The sequence below is a fragment of the Mycobacterium sp. 4858 genome, from assembly GCF_900240975.1.
GTDB lineage: Bacteria > Actinomycetota > Actinomycetes > Mycobacteriales > Mycobacteriaceae > Mycobacterium.
On the sequence record NZ_LT968776.1, the window covers coordinates 3223431 to 3242657 of the forward strand.

The 19227-nt window shown below is 64.7% G+C and carries 16 protein-coding genes and 3 pseudogenes; 12 read left to right on the plus strand and 7 right to left on the minus strand.

The genetic code is table 11. The features are described 5' to 3' along the window. The first annotated feature begins 11 nt into the window (after window positions 1-11). Entirely contained in the window at window positions 12-446 is a 435-nt protein-coding gene (locus C1737_RS23945) for a hypothetical protein (protein WP_102419638.1), read from the plus strand. 5 nt (window positions 447-451) lie between these two features. Here C1737_RS23945 and C1737_RS23950 read toward each other — a convergent pair whose 3' ends face one another. The 4 genes from C1737_RS23950 to C1737_RS23965 all read right to left on the minus strand — a co-directional run bounded on the left by C1737_RS23950 (window position 452) and on the right by C1737_RS23965 (window position 5306). Next, complete coding sequence (locus C1737_RS23950) at window positions 452-934, minus strand: VOC family protein (protein WP_067926053.1); 483 nt, start codon at window positions 932-934, stop codon at window positions 452-454. Next, window positions 934-2448: a carotenoid oxygenase family protein gene (locus tag C1737_RS23955; protein WP_102419639.1), complete on the minus strand. Its 1515-nt coding sequence runs from the start codon at window positions 2446-2448 to the stop codon at window positions 934-936. Before C1737_RS23955 ends, C1737_RS23950 begins: the two co-directional genes overlap by 1 nt. Further along, window positions 2438-3676, minus strand: coding sequence for an acetyl-CoA acetyltransferase (locus C1737_RS23960; RefSeq protein WP_102419640.1), 1239 nt, complete (start codon window positions 3674-3676; stop codon window positions 2438-2440). Before C1737_RS23960 ends, C1737_RS23955 begins: the two co-directional genes overlap by 11 nt. A gap of 226 nt (window positions 3677-3902) precedes the next feature. Then, the gene (locus C1737_RS23965) at window positions 3903-5306 is read right to left on the minus strand and encodes an MFS transporter (RefSeq protein WP_102419641.1); all 1404 of its coding nucleotides are present in this window, start codon (window positions 5304-5306) and stop codon (window positions 3903-3905) included. Between the two features lie 348 nt (window positions 5307-5654). Between C1737_RS23965 and C1737_RS23970 the strand changes: the two genes are divergently transcribed. From C1737_RS23970 to C1737_RS23975, 3 genes are all read left to right on the plus strand, one after another. Further along, on the plus strand, window positions 5655-7130 hold the full coding sequence (locus C1737_RS23970; RefSeq protein WP_102419642.1) for a DUF4185 domain-containing protein: 1476 nt from the start codon (window positions 5655-5657) through the stop codon (window positions 7128-7130). Window positions 7131-7214: 84 nt separating this feature from the next. Further along, window positions 7215-7355 carry a hypothetical protein gene (locus tag C1737_RS26785; protein WP_156751819.1) on the plus strand — a complete coding sequence of 47 codons (141 nt, stop codon included), beginning with the start codon at window positions 7215-7217 and terminating at the stop codon, window positions 7353-7355. Window positions 7356-7403: 48 nt separating this feature from the next. Then, window positions 7404-7637, plus strand: coding sequence for a hypothetical protein (locus tag C1737_RS23975; RefSeq protein WP_068055090.1), 234 nt, complete (start codon window positions 7404-7406; stop codon window positions 7635-7637). Window positions 7638-7822: 185 nt separating this feature from the next. Here C1737_RS23975 and C1737_RS23980 read toward each other — a convergent pair whose 3' ends face one another. From C1737_RS23980 to C1737_RS23990, 3 genes are all read right to left on the minus strand, one after another. Next, window positions 7823-8122 carry a DUF4193 family protein gene (locus C1737_RS23980; protein WP_102419643.1) on the minus strand — a complete coding sequence of 100 codons (300 nt, stop codon included), beginning with the start codon at window positions 8120-8122 and terminating at the stop codon, window positions 7823-7825. 78 nt (window positions 8123-8200) lie between these two features. Then, window positions 8201-10048: a fatty acyl-AMP ligase gene (locus C1737_RS23985; RefSeq protein ID WP_068055130.1), complete on the minus strand. Its 1848-nt coding sequence runs from the start codon at window positions 10046-10048 to the stop codon at window positions 8201-8203. Between the two features lie 338 nt (window positions 10049-10386). Further along, entirely contained in the window at window positions 10387-10974 is a 588-nt protein-coding gene (locus C1737_RS23990) for a TetR/AcrR family transcriptional regulator (protein ID WP_102419644.1), read from the minus strand. A 222-nt stretch (window positions 10975-11196) separates the two neighbouring features. Here C1737_RS23990 and C1737_RS23995 point away from each other — a divergent pair, with 222 nt between their 5' ends. The 8 genes and pseudogenes from C1737_RS23995 (at window position 11197) to C1737_RS24025 (ending at window position 19157) form a co-directional block, all read left to right on the plus strand. After that, window positions 11197-11589, plus strand: coding sequence for an MmpS family transport accessory protein (locus C1737_RS23995; RefSeq protein ID WP_067926027.1), 393 nt, complete (start codon window positions 11197-11199; stop codon window positions 11587-11589). Then, entirely contained in the window at window positions 11586-14495 is a 2910-nt protein-coding gene (locus tag C1737_RS24000; protein WP_102419645.1) for an RND family transporter, read from the plus strand. Before C1737_RS23995 ends, C1737_RS24000 begins: the two co-directional genes overlap by 4 nt. Next, the gene (locus C1737_RS24005; RefSeq protein ID WP_102419646.1) at window positions 14492-14818 is read left to right on the plus strand and encodes a DUF732 domain-containing protein; all 327 of its coding nucleotides are present in this window, start codon (window positions 14492-14494) and stop codon (window positions 14816-14818) included. Before C1737_RS24000 ends, C1737_RS24005 begins: the two co-directional genes overlap by 4 nt. Before the next feature lie 155 nt (window positions 14819-14973). Then, window positions 14974-15090, plus strand: a pseudogene (locus C1737_RS27395) (DUF5078 domain-containing protein); the annotation flags it as partial. Window positions 15091-15173: 83 nt separating this feature from the next. Next, window positions 15174-15257, plus strand: a pseudogene (locus C1737_RS27400) (DUF5078 domain-containing protein); the annotation flags it as partial. A gap of 126 nt (window positions 15258-15383) precedes the next feature. Then, complete coding sequence (locus tag C1737_RS24015; protein WP_102420097.1) at window positions 15384-16061, plus strand: Crp/Fnr family transcriptional regulator; 678 nt, start codon at window positions 15384-15386, stop codon at window positions 16059-16061. Between the two features lie 43 nt (window positions 16062-16104). Then, window positions 16105-18477 (plus strand): annotated as a pseudogene (locus tag C1737_RS24020) (RND family transporter); the annotation flags it as partial. Window positions 18478-18539: 62 nt separating this feature from the next. Continuing rightward, window positions 18540-19157 (plus strand): TetR/AcrR family transcriptional regulator, encoded by a 618-nt coding sequence (locus C1737_RS24025; protein WP_102419647.1) that lies wholly within the window; start codon window positions 18540-18542, stop codon window positions 19155-19157. Window positions 19158-19227 lie beyond the last annotated feature (70 nt).

Below are 19227 nucleotides of genomic sequence, written 5' to 3' on the forward strand. Positions count from 1 at the left end.
ATCTCGCTGACATGACTCGCCGGCTGCGCCCTGGTTGGCTGGTGGCGCTTTTCGCGCTGGTGATCTCGGCCAGCGCGTGGCTGCCCTGGCTGACGACGGCGGTCAACGGCGGGGGCTGGGCCAGCGGCATCGGGGGCGCTCACGGCAACTTGGAACTTCCGCGGGGGTTCGGCGCCGGCCAGCTCATCGTGCTGTTGTCCTCGGCGCTGCTGGTGACCGGGGCGATGGTGGGTCGCGGCCTGGCGGTGCGGCTCGCTTCGGTTGCGGCGCTGGTGATTTCCTTGCTCATCGTCGCCCTGACGGTGTGGTACTACAAGCTCAACGTCAATCCGCCGGTGTCGGCCCAATACGGCCTCTACGTCGCCGCGATCGCGGCGGTCTGTGCGGTGGTGTGTTCGATCGCCGCCGTCGTCGCGGCGCTGGCTTCCGGTCGGTCCGGTCGCTGAGGTCTCTACGGCGACGGGAACTCGTGTGTCCCCGACGCGGAGCTGTCGGCGGGCTCGTTGACGCCGAACACGAACGGGGCGAACACGATTTCGCGGCCGTCGGGGTCGCGGTAGGTGATCGCGCCCGTCGCCTCCCAGTACGGATGCTGTTCGACCGGTTCGATGCCCGCCGCTTGCAGGCGGACGATCGCCGCCTGCTGCGCCTGCCGGTCGGGGAAGTACAGGCACAGCTGTTCGTGGGGGTCCACCGCGACGGGCTCGACGGATTCCACGATCTCCAGGGTCAGGTTCCAGCTGGGCAGGCCGAAGATCGCGCCGTTGCTGCCGTAGCTGTCGCCGAACGTCTCGTAGAGCGGCAACCCCACCAGCTCGCGGTAAAACCGCACCGCCTCTTGGAAGTTCGACGACCGGCGCGCGAAGCGAATGCCGCCGATCGACGCCAGCTGCATCGGCCAGTGCGTGGTCCGGCGGGGCTTGTGGACGTCCATCACAGCCCGACCGCGGTCGCCGCCGACTCCGCGGTGTCCCAGCGCCGGAGCTGCTCGCCGGGCGCCCACGTCGCATGGGTGCCGCTGGAAATGCGCTCCGGCAGTTGAATTCTGCATACCGGGCCGTCGGCCACGCGCGCGGCGTCGAGAACCACGCAATACGAGGCGTCGGTATTCATGTCGGTGGTCAAGGTGATCAGGTAGCCGTCGTCCTCGCCGGTGGCACCGCGCCGCGGCGCCATCGCCGTCTCGCTGCCGTAGACGCCGTCGCCGAAGGAGAATTCCTGTTGGCTACCGGTGCGCAGATCGTGTTTGACCAGCCCGTCGAAAAGGAACCAGCCCGGTTTGCCCGTGGCGGCATAGGCGTAGCGGTAGTCGCTTGCGGCGTAGTCGGGGTTGATGGTCCCGAACTCGGTGACCGACTCCGACAGCCGCTCCTCGCGCACGGCGCCGGTGGCCAGGTTGAAACGCCACCGGTGCAGCCGGGATTGCAGCCGATCCAGCGCCAGGAACCGGAACAGCTTGTCCCACTTGGTGCCACCGTGGTCAATCGGCGAAGGGTCGCCCTCGAAGAAGCCGTCGAGCACGATCTCGTCACCGTCCTCGTAGGCGTTGACGAAGTGCAACACGAACGTGGGGTCCGCCTCGAACCATCGGATGTCCCCGGTTCCGCCGCGGCGGGGCAGGACCGCGAAACGCGACGGCAGGTCGGGGTGAAAGCCCGGCAGGTGCACGTCCTGCTCGAGCAGGACGGGGTCCCAGAACAACGGAAAGTCGTTGAGAATCACATAGTTCTCGGTGAATGCCATGTCGTGCGGCAGCCGCGGCCCGGGCAGGGGGATGTCGACGTAGTGGACGAGCTCGCCGTTCTCGTCGACCACGCCGTAGCGCATGTACGGGTCGCGCTTGCTGTAATTGAAGAACAGCAGTTCACCGGTTCTGCTGTCCACCTTCGGGTGCGCGGACACACCCCACTCGGTGGGGAAGCGCCCGTTCCAGGTCTCCTTGCCCAGGGTTTCACCCGACCACGGATTGACGCGGTAGAGGTCGCCGCACTGGTAGAAGCTGGTCAGCGCGACGCCCCGGTGCACGATGACGTCGGTGCTCGACGCGTCCTTCATCAGGGTGCGAGCGCCCCAGCCGTCCTTGCGCTTGGCCAACTGCACGGGCTCGGCCAGCCCCGGCCAGAGTGGCTCACCGGCCTCGTTCTCCGCCAGGAAGCCGTCGGTGCGCACAAAGCGGTTGCGATAGAAGGCTTTTCCATCGCGGAATCCGACGATGTGCAGCATGCCGTCGCCGTCGAAGGGGTGATACGTCTTCAGGGCGGGGTGCAGCGGATTTTCGGTGTTCCGCAGGTAGATGCCATCCAGGTCGTGCGGGATCTGCCCTTCCACGGCGGTGAGGTCGTCGGCGTTCCACTCGGTGGTCTGGGGACGCCACGGCCCGGTGCGGTAGGGGTGGTCGTCGTCTTCGGGCAGTGTGGACAAGAACTTGCCGACGAGCTCAACGTCCATGTCGCGCGCCTTCCGCCGTGGCGACAACGAAACTCACGGTGGTGGCGGTGCTGCCGCCGAAATTGAGGGTGCCGAACGTCCTCGCCCCGTCGACCTGATACTCGCCGGCCGCGCCACTGACCTGTTTGGCCGCGTCGAGCAGCATGCGCACGCCGGAGGCCCCGACCGGGTGGCCGCCGCCGATGAGGCCGCCGCTGGGATTGATGGGGAGCCGGCCGCCGAGCTCGATCTCGCCGTTTTCGATGGCCTTCCAGGACTCACCGGGGCCGGTCAACCCGATGTGGTCGATGGCCAGGTACTCGCTGGGCGTGAAACAGTCGTGCACCTCGTAGCCGTCGACGTGGTCGAGCGTCAGCCGGGCGCGCCGCAACGCATCGTGCACCGCGGCCCGCACGTGCGGAAGGATGTAGGGGTCGTCCGCGGCTCGGTCCAGCTTCTGCCGCAGGCCCAGCCCCACCGTCCGGTGCCCCCAACCCTCGATGCGGCCGATCGGGCGCGCATCCGGGTGATCGCGCAGATAGGCATCCCCGACCAACACCAATCCTGCGGCACCGTCGGTCATTTGGCTGCAGTCAAAGCGCCGCAACCGGCCCTCGGTGACGGGGTTGGTGGTGTCGTCGTCCGTGATGGGGTCCGGGACCGTCCATGCCCGGGTCTGAGCGTTGGGGTTACGCCGGGCGTTCGCGAAGTTCAGCTGCGCAATGGCGCGCAGATGTGCGTCGTCCAAGCCGTAGCGTCGGTCGTATTCGTCGGCGACCGTGGCGAACATCGACGGCCACACGTACCGCGCGTCGGCCCCCTCGTGACCCGTCCACGCTGCCGCTCCCAGGTGTTGCGCCGCGGTGTCACCGGGCACGGTCTTCTCGAGCTCGATGCCCACCACCAGCGCGGTGTCATAGGCACCGGACCGCAGATCGGCCATCGCGGACAGGGCGGCGACGCTGCCCGACGCGCACGCGGCCTCGTGCCGGGAGGCCGGGGTGTCCCAGAGATCGGGGCAGACCGTCGCGGGCATCGCCCCGAGGTGACCCTGGCGGGCGAACATCTCACCGAAGGCGTTCGCCACGTGGACCACTTCGATGTCGGCGGCGTTGATCTTGGCCGAGGCCAGCGTGGCCTCGACGATCTCGGCGGTCAGGGCGGCGAAGTCGCGGCCCTCTCTGGTGAGGTTGCGGGCGAAATCGGTTTGGCGGCCGCCCAGGATCCAGATGCCGGCTGAGCCATCCATACGCCGCAGGCTACTCCTGGACGGCCTCGTCGTTGGGTCGTATCCGCGAGCGGGTCATGGTTAAGGAGGGCCCGCAAAATGAGGGCGGCCCCGTCGGCTCTCGGGCTGAACCGACGGGACCTAGGCGAACGCGAAGGCCGGCCGACGCGTGCGCCTCTCATGGAACATTGCCCCGTACCGCGGCGGACAAACATGCGGGTTACGCGTGACGGCGTCGCACACGGGTTCAGATGGCGCCCTCGACGAGCTCGCTGCCGTCCGATCGGAGCGCCGCATCGGTCCGTTGTCTGCGGGCGTCGGCGGAGTCGAGGGCGGCCAAGTCGATGCCCTTGGTCTCGGCGGCGGCGAGGACGGCCAGGGCGCTCACCGCGGCGGTTGCGGCCAGGTACCACGCGATGGGCACCGCGGACCGGTAGGTCTCGAGCAGGCGAACCGCGATGATCGGCGCCAGCGAACCGGCCAAGATCGAGGTGACCTGGTAACCGAGGGAAACCCCCGAATACCGCATGCGGGTGGGGAACATCTCGGCCATGGCCGCCGGCTGGACCGCGTACATCAGGCCGTGAAAGACCAGACCGATGACGATCGCCGACATGATGACGGCGTTGCGTCCGCTGTTCATCATCGGGAACGCGAAGAAGCCCCAGGTGCACGCGCAGAGCGCGCCGATGAAATAGATTGGCCGCCTGCCCAATCGATCGCTGAGGCTGCCGGCCAGCGGGATGACGGCGAAGTGGACGGCGTGCGCGGCCAGCAGCCACCACAGGATCGTCTTGGTGTCGGCGTGCACGTGGACCTTCAGATAGGTGATGGAGAAGGTGACGACGAGGTAGTACATGGTGTTCTCGCCGAGGCGCATGCCCATGGCGGTGAAAACGCCACGCGGATAGCGCTTTAGCACCTCGATAACTCCGAGGCGGCTGGCGTTGATGCGGTCGTCCTGACGCTGCGCTTCGTAGAAGATCGGCGCGTCGGTCACCTTGGTGCGGATGTAGTAACCGATCAGGACCACGACCGCGGACAGCCAGAACCCCACGCGCCAGCCCCAGCCCAGGAACGCCGCATCCGAGAGCGTCGAGGTGAGCACCAGCAGCACCACGGTGGCGAGCATGTTCCCGCCGGGGACGCCGGCCTGCGGCCAGCTGGCCCAGAACCCGCGGTGGGACTTCGGGCTGTGCTCGGCGACCAGCAGGATCGCCCCGCCCCACTCGCCGCCGACGGCGAAGCCCTGCAGGAAGCGCAGCACCACCAGCAACGCCGGGGCCCAGTAGCCGATCTGGGCGAAGGTGGGCAGGCAGCCCATCGCGAACGTGGAGACGCCGACCAGCAGCAGGCTGAGCTGCAGCAGTTTTTTTCGGCCGTACCGGTCGCCGAACTGGCCGAAGACGATGCCGCCGAGGGGGCGGGCGGCGAAGCCCACCGCATAGGTCACGAAGGCGGCCAGGATCGCGTCGAGCTCGTTGCCGCCCCGGGGGAAGAACACTTTGCTGAAGACCAGGGTGGCGGCGGTGCCGTAGAGGAAGAATTCGTACCATTCCACCACCGTGCCCGCCATGGACGCGGCGACCACGCGGCGAAGATACGCTGGGCTTTGGATCAGCTTGCCGCGCAGATCATTACGCACAGTCATCGGTCGCCCTCCTTGGCGGGCCGCGCACCCGGGCAGCCGGGCCGTGTTTGCCGGGGTTGGCCGCAGCGCTAGCCGACGGCGATGACGGGTGTGCTGGCGGATGGGAGCGTACCTGGCCCCAGGGGCCCATCGCACGGTGTTCGGCGAGATGCTCCGTGGCGGTCAGGCACGCGCCTGCGCGGTCACTGCGATCGGGCGGGTGATGACCGGGGGCGGGCTGCGTTGCGACACGGTCACGGATGCGTACCTATCGTCGCATCACTAGTCACAACTGCCGCGCTGATCACTATCGTCACATGAGCCAACTGCGGACGTCAATGCGGTGTCCCGCCGCTCGAAAGGTGTTACATGTCGGCGATTCTTCGAAGTGTGTCGCTATCGATGGCGTCGGCGGCCGCTGTCGGACTCGTCTACGTGGTCGGTCCCGCACCGTCGGCCAATGCCACCCCATGCGGCGCGCCGGAAGCGAACGTCGACCCACCCGCCGCGCCGCCGGCGATGCCCGCGCCCCAGCCGGTCGTCCAGCCGCCCACCGGGCGCAGACCCAGCCACGCCAACGACCAGGCGCCGCTGCCCAAACTGGGCCCGCTGATCTCGTCGTTCCTCAAGCCGGCGATCCCTCGGCAGGTCGCCCCGATGAGGCCGCAGGCGGAGGTGTTACCGCCCGGTCCCAATCCGCCGGCCCCCGGCCTCGCACAGCCGCCGAACGCCGGTCAGTTGCAGCCGAACGCGGCCCCGGTCCCGCCGCCGCAACCCGCGCCGGCGCCGCCCCCCTCGATCGCGGGGGCGCCGACGTCGCTGGTCGACTGGGTGACCGGGCCCGACGGCCCGAACAAGACTCTGCAGCGGTTCAGCATCTCCGGTACCGACCTCGGAATCGCCTGGGACAACGGGGATCCGGCGAACCGCCAGGTGCTGATGGCCTTCGGTGACACCTTCGGCTACTGCAAGGTCAAGGGCCAGCAGTGGCGCTACAACACACTCTTCCGCAGCTCGGACCATGATCTGTCGCACGGCATCCACATCGCCGAAGGCGTCCCCAACGACCGGTACTCGGGTTCACCGGTGTGGGCGCCGAGCCTGTCCAAGCAGGTCGTCAACACCATCCACAAGGCTGCCCACGAGACCGGGATCATTCCCACCGCCGGCATCGCCATCGGCCGGACGCAGTACATGAGCTACATGTCCATCCGGCAGTGGGGCCGCGACGGCGAATGGAGCACGAACTACTCGGCGATCGCGCGGTCCAACGACAACGGCCAGAACTGGGGGATCTTTCCCACCTCGATCCGGACCGCGTCGGCGGACGCCATCCCGGGAGCCGGGTTCACCCCCGGTAACGAGAACTTCCAGATGGGTGCGTTCATGAAGGGCAACGACGGTTACCTTTACCAGTTCGGGACCCCATCGGGACGCGGTGGCGCGGCCTTCCTGTCGCGCGTGCCCCCGGGTCAGCTGCCGGACCTCACCAAGTACCAGTACTGGAACGGCGACGAGGGCGGCCGCTGGGTCCCGAACAATCCGGGTGCGGCCACACCGATTTTCCCGGGGCCGGTGGGCGAGATGTCGGCCCAGTACAACAACTACCTCAAGCAGTATCTGGTGCTTTACACCAACGGCGGCAGCAACGACGTGGTGGCACGCACCGCCCCGACCCCGCAGGGGCCGTGGAGCCCGGAGCAACCGCTGGTGTCGTCGTTCTCGATGCCGGGTGGCATCTACGCGCCGATGATCCACCCGTGGTCGTCGGGGCGCGACCTGTACTTCAACCTGTCGCTGTGGTCGGCGTACGACGTGATGCTGATGCACACCGTCTTGCCCTAATCGTGATCGTGTCGCACCCCCAATAGTCGGTATACGTGTCGCACCCTGAATAGAGCGGGGGCCTAGCGAGAGAGGAGATCGCCGATGATCACCTTCGACAACCCGGCCACGTCGACCGCCAGCAAGCCGCGGCGGCCAGACATCGAGGTCCGTATCGAGGGCGTGCACCGCAGGGGCGGCGCCGTTCGGTTGGGCATTGTGCTCGACGGTCGGATGGCAACCTAACCCCACGGGTCGGCCGCCGGCCGCATTGGCCGGGGCAAGATGTAACGCGTGAGTTGGGCCAAGCGCGAGGCGAAGGCGCTCGCGGATACGACACTGACGGGCGACGCGTTGCTCGCCGAGCTCGAAGACTATGTCCGCGTGCACAATCCGGGACTGACGGACGTTCGGCTCGAGCGGGCGACCGCGACCGAGGAGTACGACAACAGCGTGGAGCCGCATCGACGGTGGTATGTGGTCACCTACCTGGCCGACGATGGCGAGGGTTATGGGATCAAGCCATGAGCTGTCGCCGTGAGTGGCGCCCACTTTGACCGTCATGCGTCGCCTGTTACCGGCCAGGATCGGCGAAAAGATCGGCGCTGATCTTGGCCAGCGCCGCGCGCACCATCGTGGAACGGCGGGAGGGCATGCGGTCGGGGATATCGCCGGCGCGACAGGTCCCGGCTTGGCTCGAAGTAGTGCGGACGTCAGCGGCGTTTCGGTGAGGCCCCTGGGTGTGAGGGTGGTGGTTGGTCGCAATCGGTGCATATGGGTTGGGCATGGATGTTGCTGGCCAATCGGCGTTTGTGCTGCACCAGATAGCAATGGGCACAAGTAGATTCATCGACTTGTTGAGGGAGAACCTGGGTTTGGAGTGCGTCACGGGAGAGGTCGGCGCCCGGCAGCTCGAGGGTTCGGCGGTGTCGATGTCCTCGCTGAAAAGCGAATCCTGGCAGCTTCGCGTGCGAGGCGCAGCACGCCGAGTGAATCCTTTTCTGGGTCTTCAGGGTTGGAGCGTGGTTGGTCGTAGTCGGTTGCCATGGAGATTCGCCTTCAGAAGAAGTGAGAACTGAATGCGTCTGAGCTCATTCTTGGCTGGGGTGGAACCGCCCGGCGAGGTAATCGGCCCGGCAGGCGTTGCGCGCGAGCTTGCCGCTTGTGGTGCGGGGAATCGCACCAGCGGCTACGAGTTTGATGTCGGCGACACGGATGTGATGCTGTCGTGCGATCGCGGCGCGCACAGCGTTGAGGATCGGGGCAGGGTCCGCGCGCCCGGCACCGGCTGCGCGTTCGGCCACGATGACGACCTGTTCTCCGGTGCGGTCATCGGACGATTCAATCGCCTCGCGGGGAACGGAGAACGCGGCGACGTACCCGCTGCGGATGGCGGCCGAGGCGTCGCTGACCGTGGTTTCGATGTCGTGGGGGTAGTGGTTGCGGCCGTCGATGATGATGAGGTCTTTGATCCGCCCGGTGAGATACAGTTCGCCGTCGATGTAAACGCCGAGGTCTCCGGTTGCCAGCCAGTATCCGTTGTCGGGGGCCCCCTCGGCGTGGCTGCCGTGTTGGAGTCGCGATTGCAGCTTATTGGCGAATACGCGCTGTGTTTCATCTGCGCGGCCGAAGTACCCGCGGCCAATATTATTACCGTGCAACCAGATTTGCCCGATCATGCGGTCGGGAACTTCGGCCCCGTCGGTGTCGGTAATCACCGCCCACTGATTGGGGATCGGTTGGCCACACGAGACGTGGGAGACGGCGCCTGGGCTTGTCGCGGCGACGGGAATCGCCCGGCCGGCGCCGAGCTGCTCACGATCCAAACAGATTGCACTCGCCTTGGCGTCTTGGGCGATGCTGGCCACCGAGAGGGTTGCTTCCGCCATTCCGTAGGACGGCTTGATCGCCGCGGCCGGCAGACCGTAGGGGGCGAAGGCGTTGGTGAATTTGTCGATGGCCGACATCGTCACCGGCTCGGATCCGTTGAGCAGGCAGACGACGTTGCTCAGGTCGAGGGTCTCGCCTTGTGGGGGGAGACCACGTTCGGCGGTCAGTTCGAAGGCGAAGTTCGGAGCGGCCGCAAACGTCCGCCCGTACCGGGCCTCAGCGCCCAGCTGCTTGATCCATCGGTAGGGCCGCCGGAGGAAGGCCATGGGGTCCATCAGCGTGATGGACTCTCCGAACAGTGCGGGGAACATGATCATTATCAGACCCATGTCGTGATACAGGGGCAGCCAGCTCACGCTACGGATTTTGAGGTCAAGTCCGCCCGCGAGGATCATCTGTATGACGTTGGTGCACACGGCGCGGTGGGTGATCTCCACCCCGGCCGGCGTGCGCGTCGACCCTGATGTGTATTGCAGATACGCCACATCATCGCTGTCACGGGTCACGTCGAAAAATGTCGCGCCCAGTGATTCTGGGACTGCATCGACGGCGATCAATCGCGGACGTGCTTGTGGTGGCAGCGTCCTGATAAACGTGCGGATCGGCTCGGCGGCCGCGGTGGTGGTCAACACTGCGGCGGGTCGAGCGTCTGCCAGCACTGCCGCTAACCGCTGGGCGTGTCCGGACAGAGTCGGCGCGAAAAGTGGGACCGCGACGTTGCCGGCGTGGATTGCGGCGAAGAAGGCAGCAACGTAGTGCAAACCTTGCGGTGCAACGATCGCCACCCGGTCACCGGGCGAGGTGACGTGTTGCAACCGGGCGCCAATCGCGCGCACTTGTGACCATAGATCGTTCCAACTCAGGTCGACGGCGAGGCCGTCGCGCACCCTGGCGTAGTCGATGAAGCGATAGGAACGCTGGTCGCCGAAAGCCGCCCGGTTGCGGTCGAGGAATGAAGTCAGGGTCACGCCCTCGGGCAGCACAATAGTGCCATCGGCAAGAACATATTCCGCGAGATCGCCAACTTCACTGCCAATGCCGTTGCGCACCAATGGATCGTCGACCACGACGAGCAGAATATAGCTGCGCTAAGGATCTGCACTCTCTCGGAGAGCAGTGAAAACCATCACACCCACTGCCGCGCGGCGTTTGTGACAGCACGCGTCTTCGGTTGGTGGACCCAGCACTGGTGGAGGGTGGCGGATATGCGGGGCGCGATCTGGTTGGAATCGATTTCCCGTCACGTCCGAACTGATTGAGTGAACTTTGCGCTGCTGCAGGCGATTCTGACAAATGTTCTTATTGGTGCCGAGCGGATGTGAGGGCCGACCCACGAGGCCGATCGGATTGAGCCGATGAAAGCCGCGCGGCGCTATTGCGCCACTTGCTACCGGGGCCCAGTTTGGCAGTGCGCCGATAGCGCAGCGGTGAAGATCTTGACGATATCCTGCAACATATCCCGCAGGTCGTCGTCGGTGATGCCGCGCAGGCGCGAGTCGGCCGCACATCCATAGATTCCGGCGGTGAGCATTGTCATGGCCACCAGATCGGAGTCGGTTCTTCGAGCGCCGAGCAGCAGATCGGTGAAGCTGTCGACAATGTGGTGGAGATCTGGGTGGGTGTTGATCAGCTCGGTCATGACCGGATCGCCGTAGACGACGTTGGCCACTTGGCGGTGTCGGATGACAAGGTCGACGACACCGCTCAGGGCGACATCGCGGCGCGCTTGCGGCGTGGGGAGCATGTCGGCGATGCGCTGAATGTGTGCGAGGTCATCGAATATCGGCTCGGCGACTGCAAGAACGATGTCGTCCTTGGACTGGAATTGGTAGTAGACCGAGGCTTTGGTAACGCCGAGCCGCGCCGCGATCATTTGGATGGAAGTGCCGCGAATGCCATGTTGGGCGAACAGCTCAAGGGCCGCGTCAAGCACGCGCTCGCGCGCGAAACCGCGAGCAGCCACTGGTTTGGCCATTCCGAACGCCTCCTTTCGTGCAGGTTACCCCCAGAACGCATGGTGACTTGGACCACCCTGACGGCGGCGACGTTGTCCCGCTCACATACTCTACCCTGCGGTTGATTGAACTCAAACGACCGTATAGGTTCAGACTGCCGACCGGCTGTTGCTGAGGGAGGCATGCGGCCGTAGGGAGGGGTTGAATTGAAAGTGCTCCAACGTGTTTGGCTGCCGTTGACGATGGTGGTGGTCATCGCCCTCGGTGGTGTGGCCGTCAGCCGGATCCGGAGCATCTTCGGCTCGGACCCGGTGCTGGTGGCGCCGATGAACTTCGCCGGAGACGCCAAGCGATTCAACCCAAAGGTGGTGCGTTACGAGGTCTCCGGTCCCGCCGGTGCGGTCGTCGACATCAACTACACCGACCTCAAAGCGCTTCCGCAGCGGGTGAGTAACGTCGCCCTGCCCTGGTCGTTGACCCTGTCCACAACAGATCCATCGGTCTCCGCGACGCTGGTCGCGCAAGGTGATGCCGACTCCCTCGGCTGTCGCGTCTATGTCGATGACCAACTGCGCGCTGAGCGCGTAGTCGACGGGTACAACGCCCAGACGTACTGCATCGTGAAGTCGGCATGAGCGCGCCGGTGTCGGAGGCGGTGACCGAGGAGCTCCGGGTGCCGGTCCACCCTCGCGCGCATTTCGGGGGCATCGCGCTGGTGATGCGCAAGCTCTCGGTGCCGATCATCGTTGCCTGGATTGGGTTGGCCGTCTTCCTGAACGTCTCGACTCCGCAGCTCGAGAAGGTCGGTGAGTTGCGCTCGGTGTCGATGAGCCCGAAGGGCGCGCCCGCGGCTGTGGCGATGCAACGGATCGGGCGGGTGTTCGAGGAATACAGTTCCGACAGCTCGGCGATGATCGTGCTCGAAGGTAAGGACCGGCTGGGTCCGCGGGCGCGTGAGTATTACGGGAAACTGGTCGCCGCCCTGCGCGCCGACACCGCGCACGTCGAGCACGTCCAGGATTTCTGGAGCGACCCGCTGACCGCCTCGGGCGTGCAAAGCGGCGACGGAAAGGCCGCGTACGCGCAGATCAACCTGGTTGGCAACCAGGGCGAGGCCAAGGCCAACGACTCGGTGGCCGCCGTGCACAAGATCATCGACCAGATCCCGGCACCCCCCGGCGTGAAGGCCTATCTCACCGGCGGTGCGGCGTTGGCCGCCGAGCAGCAAGCGATCGGCCACAGCAGCATGAAGTCCGTGGAAAAACTGACCATGGTGGTCATCGTGGTCATGCTGTTGGCGTTCTTCCGCTCCATCATCACGACCCTGCTGATCATGGCAACGCTCGGGATCAGCGTCGCAACCGTCCGCGGGACGATCGCATTCCTGGGCTATCACAACATCATCGGGCTCTCGACATTCGCCACCAGCCTCGTGGTGACGCTGGCCATCGCCATCGCGGTCGATTACGCGGTCTTCCTGATCGGCCGCTATCAGGAGGCGCGCAGCCTCGGGCAGGATCGAGAATCGGCGTACTACACCATGTTCGGCACCACGGCCCACGTCATCGTCGGCTCCGGGCTCACGATTGCGGGGGCCACGTTCTGCCTGAGCTTCACTCGGCTGCCGTACTTCCAGACACTCGGTGTGCCGTTGGCCATTGGCATGCTCGTGATGGTCGCGTTCGCGATGACCTTCGGAGCAGCGTTAGTGGTGGTGGCAAGCAAGTTTGGCCTGCTTGATCCCAAACGTGCTTTGCGCTCGCGCGGCTGGCGCAAGATCGGTGCCGCGGTGGTGCGTTGGCCCGGACCGATTCTGGCTGCCAGCCTGGCGATCTCGCTGATCGGGCTGATCGCTTTGCCCAGCTACAAAACGAGTTATGACGACCGTAAGTTTCTGCCGGCGAGCATCCCGTCGAGCCAGGGCTACGCAGCAGCCGAGCGGCACTTCGCCCCGGCCCGGCTCAACCCGGAGATGCTGATGATCGAGACGGATCACGATCTGCGGAACCCGGCCAACTTTCTGGTGATCAACAAGATCGCCAAGGCGGTGTTCAAGGTGCCCGGGATCGGGCGCGTCCAGACGATCACGCGGCCCGACGGGCAGCCCATCGACCACAGCACGATCCCCTACGCCCTGTCCCAGCAGAGCATGTTGAGCAAGCTCAATGAGCAATACCAAGGTGACCGGACGGCCGACATGCTCAAACAAGCCGCAGTCATGCAGACGAACATCGACACGATGGAGAAGATGCAAGGCATCACGGTCCAGATGGCCGAGACCACCAGCAACATGGTGACCAAGATGAAGGACATGTCCGTCACGCTCGCCCAAGTGCGCGACCAGCTGGCGAATTTCGATGACTTCTTCCGGCCGCTACGCAGCTACCTCTACTGGGAGCGCCACTGCTACGACATCCCGGTCTGCTGGGCGTTGCGTTCGATGTTCGACGCGCTCGACGGCATCGACTCGATGACCGACAGTATCCAGGACTTGATCCCGGACATGGAGCGGCTGAATTCCCTGATGCCGCAGATGGTTGCGTTGATGCCGGCCATGATCAACGCGATGAAATCGGTCAAGCAGATGATGCTGACGATGTACCAGACACAGAAGGGGATGCAGCAGCAGACCGCCGAGATGCAGCAGAATTCCCAGGCGATGGGGGAGGCGTTCGACGCAGCAAAGAACGACGACTCCTTCTATTTGCCGCCGGAAGCCTTCGACAACGCGGACTTCAAGCGTGGCATCAAGCAATTCGTGTCCCCGAACGGGAACGCGGTGCGATTCATCATCGCCCACGAGGGTGATCCGATGTCGCCAGAGGGCATCGAGAAGATCGATGCCATCAAGCAAGCCGCCAAAGAGGCGCTCAAGGGCACACCGCTGGAGGGGGCACGAATCTACCTGGGCGGCACCGCATCGACCTTCAAAGACATGGCCGACGGCACGAAGTACGATCTGATGATCGCGGGTATCGCCGCGCTCGCGCTGATCTTCCTGATCATGCTGATCATCACCCGGGCCATTATTGCGGCGGCGGTGATCGTCGGCGCGGTGGTGATGTCGTTGTGTGCTTCATTCGGCATCTCAGTACTGCTGTGGGAGCACATCATTGGGCTCGAACTGCACTGGATGGTGCTGCCCATGGCGATGATCATCCAGCTTGCCGTAGGCGCTGACTACAACCTGCTGGTGATCTCACGATTGAAGGAGGAAGTCACCGCGGGCGTCCGGACAGGCATTATCCGCACCCTGGGCGGGAGCGGTCCGGTGGTCACCGCCGCCGCGATGCTGTTCGCCTTCACGATGATGACCATGGCGGTCGGCGAGCTGCGGGTGATCGGTCAGGTCGGCACCACCATCGGCCTGGGATTGATCTTCGACACCGTGATAGTCCGGTCGTTCATGACGCCGGCGATCGCTACCCTGCTGGGGCGGTGGTACTGGTGGCCGCAGCGGGTGCGGGTGCGCCCTTTGCCCGCCCCATGGCCCAAAGTCGAACGCTTGCACACGGATTCAGCGTTCGGAGTGACGCCATGAGGTTGTTGGCCGCATTCGTCGCGACGACTCTCACATCGGTGATAGTGGCTGCACCCGCGGCCACCGACCCCGACACCGACTTCGGCAATAAGCTGCGCACCTACGGCATCTATGGGCAGCCGGACCACAACGCCTGGATCGGCAAGACCACCTGTGAGCGGCTGCAACGCGGAATCGACAAGGATGTCTATGCTTCAGCCACATTCGTCGGCAGCAACCTCGCGCATGGCGCCACCACCGGGCAAGCCTGGCAGTTCCTCGCCGCAGCGCTGGGGACTTACTGTCCTGATCAGCTGCGGCGTTTCGATGTGGCTACTCAGTAGGCGGGAGACACCCGCGGCTTTGGCGCGCAAGCTCACTGAATTGGTGGCTTCCCTCGCAAACGCAGTGGCGTTGGCCTCGGCGACCGTGGCGGGCGCCACCGACGACTACCTGATTCGCACCTTATGCCCAGACCACCTGCATCGCAGAGCAACTCCTGGCCACTGCACGCGACGTCGAACCGGTCTACTACGAGCGTTACAGGGTTGACGATGAGAACAACTCACCTGAGGTGCAACCCGGGCCCCGGGGCCACAGCGACAGGTTCTACTCGATGAACTACAACCGCCGGCGGGCCGATTCGGAGCACAAGGCCACCGACGCGTTCACGAGCAGCTCGCGTGAAAGTGGCCGAGTCGGGCGAAGCGATTCTTCAAGAACAAAGGTTTCGCAGCGCATTTCACCGAGACCTGCGACCACTACCCGCCCGACGATATGTCGGTCTGGAATTGGTCAGGCGTCCAGGAGAGTTCAAGCCTGCGCTCCACCCATGTCGACCGACGGGCGTACTGGCCACCGGCCGGGCAGTCTTTAGCAGATTGGGATGCAAACCAGAGGGGTGCTTCAGTGCAAGACGCGTTGATGCGAGCCGGAATCCTGCAGGGCGTTCCTCCCGACGCTGCGGCAGCGTTGGTTGGCGAGCTACAGCAGGTTTCATTCCCGCCGAAATGCACCGTCTTCACACAAGGGGAGCCCGGGGTCGACCTGTACATCGTGCTGGCAGGCAAAGTGACGATCCATCAGACAGCAACCGACGGCCGTGAAACATTGATTACCGTGCTGGGCCCCACCGACATGTTCGGCGAGCTCGCCCTCTTCGATCCCGGCCCGAGAACGTCGACGGTGACGACCTTGACCGACGTGACCGCGCTACGGATGGATCGTCGTGCACTTCGGACCTGGATCGCCGCCTACCCTGACGTCGCACAACAGCTGTTGCGGGTGCTGGCGCGGCGGCTGCGGCGCACCAACGACACGCTGTGCGACTTGATCTTCACCGATGCGCCGGGCCGGGTGGCCAAGCAACTCCTCGACCTGACCAGCCGGTTCGGAACGTCCACCGAAAAGACGCTCAGCGTCCAGCTTGAACTGACCCAGAAAGAACTCGCCCAACTGGTCGGCTCGTCGCGCGAAACGGTCAACAAAGCCCTCTCGGACTTCACCCAACGTGGGTGGATCTATCGAGAAGGCAAGACGCTGGTCATCGTTGACCAGGCGAAACTTGCCCGTCGCACCCGCGTGTGACTACCCCTGGACCGCCTTGAAGTCACGAATTCATCGGTTCTAACCCGCGCCGCCGGGTGTCTAGGCGTATGTGGCCGGCAACACCATACTCAACGCCGATGTCAGCGTCGTCGGGCACAAGAGCATGGCAACCATGGCGCTGGTCTCGATCGGCGTCATCTTGGGGATGCTGCTGCTCGTCTACCGCTCGATCGGCACGACCATCCTATGCCTCGTGGTGATCGGCATCGAACTATTTGCCGCACAAGGTGTTACGGCCACCGCAGGCGACCTGAACATCATCGGCCTGACCCCGTACGCGGTGAGCATGGTGACCATGCTGAGCATCGCGGCGGGCACCGATTACATCATCTTTCTATTGGGTCGCTATCACGAGGCTCGGGCCCTGGGCCAGGATCGAGAAGAAGCCTTCTATACGGCCTATCAGGGCGTGTCGCATGTGATCTTGGGTTCGGGTTTGACCATTGTGGGCGCCTGTGTGTGCCTGACGGCGACCCGGTTGCCGTATTTCCAGACCATGGGTCTGCCGTGCGCGATTGCGCTGTTGGTGATCGTGACCTCGGCGCTGACCCTGGCGCCGGCCGTCCTCGCGGTGGGCTCGCGATTCGGGCTCTTCGACCCGAAAGGCAATCTCTCCACGCGCAATTGGCGCAAGGTCGGGACCGCCGTGGTGCGCTGGCCGCTACCGATCATCGTCGTGACGGTGATGATCGCCATCATCGGTTTCGTCAGCCTGATGACCTACGTGCCCAATTACAACGATCAAAAATTCACACCGCCGAATATGCCCGCCAATGTTGCGTATGCGGCCGCTGATCGGCACTTCTCCCAGGCTCGCATGAATCCCGAAATGTTGATGGTCGAGGCCGACCACGACCTGCGGGACCCGGCGGACATGCTGGTCGTCGACAGGATCGCCAAGAGCGTGTTCCACCTGCGTGGTATCGAGCGGGTGCAGACCATCACCCGGCCGCTGGGGGCGCCGATCGAGCACAGTTCGATCCCGTTTCAGATCGCGATGCAGAACTCCGGGACGCTGCAAACGGCGAAGTTCATGAACGACAACATGGCTCACATGCTCGAGCAGGCCGACGAGCTGGGTAAGACGATCGCCACCATGGAACACATGTATAGCGTGATGCGCGAGCTCACCGCGACCACGCACAGCATGGTGGGCAGGACCCACGACATGGTGGACACCACCAACCAATTACGCGACAGGATGGCGGATTTCGAAGACATGTGGCGGCCCGTCCGCTCCTACTTCTACTGGGCGCGGCACTGCTTCGACATCCCCATCTGCTGGTCGCTGCGGTCGGTCTTCGACGCCCTGGACGGAATCGACGAACTCGCCGACCAAATCGAAGGGCTCGGCGGTGATCTCGACCGTCTCGACCAGTTGATGCCACAGCTGCTGGCCGATTTCCCGTCGATGATCGACACGATGAAGACGATGCGCGACTTCATGCTCTCCACCCACAGCACGATGGCCGGCATCCAGGCCCACCAGCAAGAAGCCGCCGAAGGCTCCACCCTGATGGGGCAATACTTCGACGAAGCCAAAAACGATGACTCGTTCTATCTGCCACCGGAAGTCTTCAAGAGCCCCGACTTCGAACGCGGCCTGAAGATGTTCGTCTCGCCCGACGGCAAGGCCGTCCGGTTCATCATCACCCACCAAGGCGACCCCGCCACCGTCGACGGCATCAAACATGTCAAGGGCATCAAGGACGCCGTCGCCGACGCCATCAAGGGCACCCCGCTGGAAACCTCGAAGGTATATCTGGCCGGGATGGCATCGATGTACAGCGACATGCAAGCGGGGGTGAACATTGACCTGATGGTCGCCGGGATCGCCGCGCTGATCCTGATCTTCGGCATCATGCTGCTCATCACCCGCAGCCTGGTGGCCGCACTGGTCATTGTCGGCACGGTCGCCGCCTCACTGGGCACCGCCTGCGGCCTGTCGGTCCTGCTCTGGCAGGACATCATCGGCCTGGGCATGCAATGGATCGTGTTGCCGCTGTCGATCGTGATCCTGCTCGCGGTGGGCTCGGACTACAACCTGCTGGTGGTGTCCCGGCTCAAGGAGGAAATCCACGCCGGGCTCAACACCGGAATCATCCGCGGCATGGGCGCCTCCGGACGGGTGGTCACCGCGGCCGGCATGGTGTTCGCATTCACCATGATGTCGATGATCGTCAGCGAGCTGCGCGTGATCGGACAGCTGGGCACCACCATCGGCCTGGGTCTTCTGGTCGACACCCTGATCGTGCGCTCGTTCATGACCCCGTCGATCGCCGCCGCGCTCGGGCATTGGTTCTGGTGGCCCCTCAACACCTACCGCACCAAGCGGGCCCCGCGCGCCACGGACGAGGAGCACACGGCGCCCATCCCGCAGCTGACGGCCCCATGAAACTCACCTGCCGGTCTGTCACACTGTCGACGACAAGGTTGTCGGTTGACGGATCAGGGCCCATGACAGAAGCGGAATCAAAACTGCGGCAACGCACCGAGGGGCGCCTGGACCGGTCCCGCGATCCGGCCGTTCTCAACGCCGCCCTAGCGGCCTTGACAGAACACGGGTATCACGCCACCAACATGAATGACATAGCGGCACGGGCAGGTGTGGGCAAGGCCGCCATCTACCGGCGCTGGTCCTCCAAAGCCGCGCTGATGACCGACGCATTGGTGTACTGGCGCCCCGACCTCTGCAGCGTCGACGTCCCCGATACGGGCAGCCTGGAAGGCGATCTGGACGCCCTCGTCGAACGCGTCAAACGCACCGACAGCAACCTGGTCAGCAACGACCTGGTGCTGCGAGTCGCTATGGAAGCCGCACACGAACCCGAACTCGCCTCGGCGCTCGATGACCTCATGCTCGGCAAAGGCAAACGCACGATTACCGCGATCCTGGCGCAAGCCGCCGACCGCGGCGAAATAGCGGCCGGTCGCGACTGGTCACTGGTGGCAGACGTACTCTTGGCGATGGGTCTGCTGCAGGTTGCCCGCGGACAAAGCGTGGACGCGAATTTTGTGCGCGAGGTGATCGATACCCTGATCCTGCCCGCGGTCCGCACACCAACAAACGGATAAAACTTCAGCGCCGATGTGACCGATCCACCGGCGCCTCCAGGCCCGAGGGCGTATACCGAGTGTCAACTGC